The following is a 561-nucleotide window of genomic DNA, read 5'->3' as shown; positions in this document are numbered from 1 at the left end:
GCCCATTAGGCTGACCGGCGGCAGATCAATGCGCGCGCCGTTGTGGCCCACGAAATCGCGGTAATCATAGCGGGTGCCAGGAAAGCCGACGTAGTGCCAAGCCACCATGTCTCGGTTGCCGCCGTAGATTGGATCGGCGAAATAGCCTTCGATGGTGTTTTTTAGGATCAGGTCAAAGAACGCCTTGGCCGAGACTCCGTCGAAGGTGATTTCCTCATCGTCCATCCCCTTGAGGATCTCGTCCTGTTGCGCCGCGCTCAGCGCGGCAAACCCGGAGTCCTGCTGTGCGCGGCAATAGGCGTCGAGTTCGGCAAGCGCGTGGCGGTAAAGCTCTGCCGGGGGGTGTTCGCTTTGATAGCCTTGGGTCGCCGTGCCTTCGAGGAAGGGGCCCTTCATGTACCAATGCTGCCCACGGCCATAGAACCCCGCCATCTGCCGGTCGAGGAAGGTGATCACATCAGCCTCGGTCGCCCCCGGCCCTTCCCCATCCGATGGGATCAGCCGCGCGCAGATCGCGGCGACGGCCTCGCGTTCGTCGGGGGTAAAGAACCGATCCTCACG

At 62.4% G+C, this 561-nt stretch carries 1 protein-coding gene; it reads right to left on the bottom strand.

What is annotated here, in order from left to right; translation table 11 throughout:
- Nucleotides 1-561: gluconate 2-dehydrogenase subunit 3 family protein (locus A3722_RS15030; RefSeq protein WP_067916267.1), on the bottom strand; the 561-nt coding region annotated here is incomplete at both ends.

The organism is Sulfitobacter sp. HI0027, from assembly GCF_001634775.1.
In the GTDB taxonomy this organism is placed as follows: domain Bacteria; phylum Pseudomonadota; class Alphaproteobacteria; order Rhodobacterales; family Rhodobacteraceae; genus Sulfitobacter.
This window is presented reverse-complemented; position numbering and strand designations above follow the sequence as displayed.